Origin of the sequence: Corynebacterium sp. S5S1, assembly GCF_001913985.1 — a bacterium.
GTDB lineage: Bacteria > Actinomycetota > Actinomycetes > Mycobacteriales > Mycobacteriaceae > Corynebacterium > Corynebacterium marquesiae.
The window spans coordinates 1-3,917 of sequence record NZ_MKXT01000068.1 but is presented as its reverse complement, the minus strand read 5'-3'; the positions used below and the strand labels follow the sequence as shown (position 1 = coordinate 3,917).

The window sequence follows — 3,917 nt, the reverse complement described above, 5'->3', positions numbered from 1 at the left end:
CGCTTTGGATCCGAATGAGCAGTATGTGATCGGCACGCTGGCCGCGCATGCGTTGTCGCAAACCAACCGTGATCTCGATACAGCCCAGGATCTCGTCGTCACCAACGGGCCGGTAGCTCCAGCGGCTCCGGGAACTCCAGGTGCTCCAGGTGCTCCAGAAGCACCAACCAACCCAGGCGCACCAGGCGAAACCCCAGGCCAGGCTCCGGAGATGACTCCACCAAGCAACACTCCGGAAACACAGCCAGAGACGAAACCAGAAACCACACCAGAGCAGACACCAAGCATCCCGCCAACCCAAAAGTCGACCAACACTTGGCTCACCGCAATCGCTGCTATCGGCGGAATCGGTTTGGTATTCGCAGGCATCGGTGCCGCGCTGCAGGGATTGCGTCATAACGTCCCGGTTGTCAATGAATTCCTGACCAACACGGAACGCTTCTTCCAGAACCTCTTCGGAGGGCGCCGCTAATGCACATGCACACACCAACTGCGGCACCTGCTCGCAGTCAGAAGCGGGCCGGACGCCTGCTACTCACGGCCTGCCTGGCCGCCGGGGTGCTCAGCGGAACTTTCCACCTCGGTGGTGAGAGTATCGCTACTGCACAATCTAGCTTTGGATCCAGCAATGCCCCGTGGCAATCCTTCCGTCCTGCTCCCGCGCCGAAGCCTGCACCACAACCACAGCCGGCACCTGCGCCGAAAGATCCGGCTCCACAGCCACTGCCAAAACTGCCGCAGATGCCGCCGGTGCAAGACCCTGCTCAGCCCGAACAACAACCGAAGGTTGTCGAAAAGATCACTAAGGTTCCGATCTTCAGCCGTGAGCAAAACATCGATTGGCATGAGGTCGGCGGGCAAAAGATCTACGCCGAAGGTGAAGCTTTTCAATTCCTCGAGAATCCCGGAAAGATCACCCCAGGTGCGCGCATCACGAATACCCGGCTGGGATCGTATTGTTCGGTGGGATGGATCGTCGAAAAGAATGGCGAGCAGTTCATCCTGACGCGATGTCTTCAGCATGGAAGATCCAGAGGGCAGGCAGCACGTGGTGGGAACGATGACCTATTCAGAGTTTCAGAATCATGGCGACATTGGACGCTACGACAAAGGGCTGATCAAAATCGACAATCCTGCGATAGTTGATGCCCGGGTGCAGCTGTTTTGGAAAAACCAGCAGATGACCACCGCCACGGTGCAGAACACCAACTGGACGGAAGAGCACAAGCCACGGCTGTGCCGAATGGGCGCGCGAACTGGTCTTTCGTGCGGGCCATACTATGGACTCGGCGCTGACGGGCAGTTGATTTACAACGCGATTTCTCTGCCCGGCGACTCCGGCGGACCGGTTTTTGCCACCCACAACGGCAACGTCTTCCCGGTGGGTATCGTCTCGGGTGGCCTGAAAGAAGATGCTATCCATCAGGTTGCTCAACCGATTGCGCAATTCCTTAACGACGGCGGCTACAGGCTGCTCTAACTCAGCGCAGAAGCTTTCGGGTTGTCATTAAAATTGGGGTAGATCCTTCCCAGCCCCACCCCGATTCCAGTACCGGCCACACCATGATGCCGGGTGGCAACTAAAACAACCACCCGGCCTCCGCCGCGCTCGGCTCTTCATGCTGCAACACGCGCAGGCGGCACTCCTGGTGCAATCTTGTGGCTCCTGATGTTTTTGAAACCGAGACTTCAGCTACACTGGCTAAAGTCGCATAGTTAACCCCCGACGTGTCCACTTTCCGGGAGTTAGGCCCCTCACTCAAGCTGATTATTACTATTACTCAGCGGTCAAACTAAAGAATGTATAGTTGAACCTGCAACGATGTAAAGAGGTTTAACATTGAGTAACGATGGTCGTTCTTCATCGCTTTGGGATTGGCCGCGATGGGCGCTTCCGTTCCCTGAAATTTTGCTGATCGCCGTATTGCAACTAACGAGTTGGGCACACTGCTCACTGAATGACTGTGCAGAAGGCCCCACCGATTTCACCACCGGCGGCAGCAACCTATGGTGGTGGCAACTCATGAGTGTGGCGGCCATCGTGATCAGCACTATTTTCGCCGCGTTCCCACTACGCAGTCGTCTGCCAGAAATCGGGTTATTACTCTGGTCCGGATTTACTTGGTCGCTACAATTTTGGGCCTTTAACCAAGACCTAGTCGATAACTACGACTTACAATTACTCTTATACCCAATCTCGGAATCCTGGAGGGCCGGTATCATCGTCGCCGCGAGTTTATTCCTCCGAAAGAGCCTGCTCAAACGACGGTTAAACCAAACTCCAACTGCCCTGAGCAACTAAAGCGGAACAAAACCCGGGGCACTTCAGGTTTCGCTCGAAGTATATGATGCCAATAAGCCCCAGTGGACGCTTCCCAGTATCGAATATGACTGAGTAAAATCTTCGACTCTAAGGAATCAATATGGCAGATAATAAACTTTGGTCGAGATCATTTTCGAGGTTGTGGGCTTGCGAAGGTGTATCAGTACTATCCGCTCAAATGCTGATTTTTGCACTTCCCATAGTAGCAGTCTCAACATTCCAAGCTACTGATGCACAAATTGGCCTAATCAATACCTTCGTCGGTTTGGGTTTACTGACTTTTTTAATCCTCGGGGCAAGTCTTACTGATCTACGACGCCAAGACAAACTCCTCGGCGCCTTATCCCTAACACGTGCCATGATATGTGGTTTCGCTGCTTTTGCCGCAGCCACCGATGCACTCGCGTTATGGCATTTACTCATCATAGGGTTTGCAATCAGCGGAATGACCGCCTTATACGATAGTGCATTTTCAGCTGTCGTCCCACAAGTTGTCCATACTCATCATTTAGGCAAAGCAAATAGTTGGATTGCCGCCTTACGCTCTGCAGCAGATATTGGCGCAGGTTCATTAGCAGGAATACTACTGTCCTATACAGGATCAGCGACTTTATTTTGCTTACTCATGGTTTTCTACGCAATAGCCAGCATCGGACCATTTAGTCTGCGCCCCATATTTAAAAGAAAACCTAAACTCCACTCATCAAATCATCATGTTTTCTCACAAATCATGGGAGCTCGAGAAGGGATTCGTTTCCTGCTCTCTGATCCCATACAAAGACCAATCACCCTAGCCATAGCCCATTTCAACCTGTTCACCAGTGCTATACAAGCCCTATATGTGGTATTTGCTCTACGATACGCAAACCTGTCTGCAGCCGAGATTGGCGTAGCAGCGAGTATCGCTGGGGTTGTTGGCTTATGTGGTGTCTTTATCTCTGACTGGTCAATCAAGAAAATCCGCCCAGTTATATTGTTGTCTGTGACATTAGCGCTGCCAGTATTATCCGGGGCAGGTATCCTTATCCTGCCCCTTCTTGATCAATTCGCTTCTATGTTGGTTCTGAGCGCTTCCCTCGGGCTCTGGGCCTGCGCTGTCCTGGTTAATGTTGCAGCAAGCGAAACACTCAAGCAGCAACTAGTCCCGGAAGCTATCCTCGGCCGTGTCTCAGCTGCGATTCGTCTACTTACCTGGGGAGTCGACCCAATTGGTGCAGGCCTTGCCACGCTAGCAGTACTCTATCTTCCTATTCACAGCGTGCTCATGATCAGTATTATTGGAATAGGTGCTTCCGTTTCCTGGCTGCTTACTTCCTCCCAGCTGCGCAATCTTTCTCCTACACCAACCAGTAATTGATGACAACTTTTGCTGAGGATTTCACCCCAGCCTGACCAGATTCATAGTCTGAGATAGGCACCTAAAACAACCGCCCGGCCTCCGCCGCGCTCGGCTCTTCATGCTGCAACAACCAGCGCTTTCGGTCCAAGCCACCGGCATAACCGGTCAAGCTACCATCAGCACCAAGCACCCGGTGACACGGCACAATCACACTCCACGGATTGCGCCCCACTACCTGCCCAACCCGCTGCGATA

At 53.1% G+C, this 3,917-nt stretch carries 5 protein-coding genes and 1 pseudogene; 4 read left to right on the top strand and 2 right to left on the bottom strand.

Going from position 1 to position 3,917, the window contains the following annotated elements; all coding sequences use genetic code 11:
* Positions 1–472 (top strand): annotated as a pseudogene (locus BKN05_RS11865) (hypothetical protein); the annotation flags it as partial.
* 59 nt (positions 473–531) lie between these two features.
* Here the strand turns inward: BKN05_RS11865 and BKN05_RS11860 are convergent.
* Entirely contained in the window at positions 532–1,023 is a 492-nt protein-coding gene (locus tag BKN05_RS11860) for a hypothetical protein (RefSeq protein ID WP_286688726.1), read from the bottom strand.
* On the opposite strand from BKN05_RS11860, the gene BKN05_RS11855 reads away from it, so the two are divergent.
* The 3 genes from BKN05_RS11855 (at position 1,022) to BKN05_RS11845 (ending at position 3,680) form a co-directional block, all read left to right on the top strand.
* Positions 1,022–1,480 (top strand): trypsin-like serine protease, encoded by a 459-nt coding sequence (locus tag BKN05_RS11855; protein WP_286688725.1) that lies wholly within the window; start codon positions 1,022–1,024, stop codon positions 1,478–1,480. The two genes, BKN05_RS11860 and BKN05_RS11855, sit on opposite strands and share 2 nt — an antisense overlap.
* A gap of 360 nt (positions 1,481–1,840) precedes the next feature.
* Positions 1,841–2,302, top strand: coding sequence for a hypothetical protein (locus tag BKN05_RS11850; RefSeq protein ID WP_249606193.1), 462 nt, complete (start codon positions 1,841–1,843; stop codon positions 2,300–2,302).
* Between the two features lie 121 nt (positions 2,303–2,423).
* Positions 2,424–3,680, top strand: coding sequence for an MFS transporter (locus tag BKN05_RS11845; protein WP_284607396.1), 1,257 nt, complete (start codon positions 2,424–2,426; stop codon positions 3,678–3,680).
* A gap of 61 nt (positions 3,681–3,741) precedes the next feature.
* Here BKN05_RS11845 and BKN05_RS11840 read toward each other — a convergent pair.
* A partial coding sequence (locus tag BKN05_RS11840) for a methylated-DNA--[protein]-cysteine S-methyltransferase (protein WP_286688730.1) occupies positions 3,742–3,917 on the bottom strand: 176 nt, incomplete at its 5' end.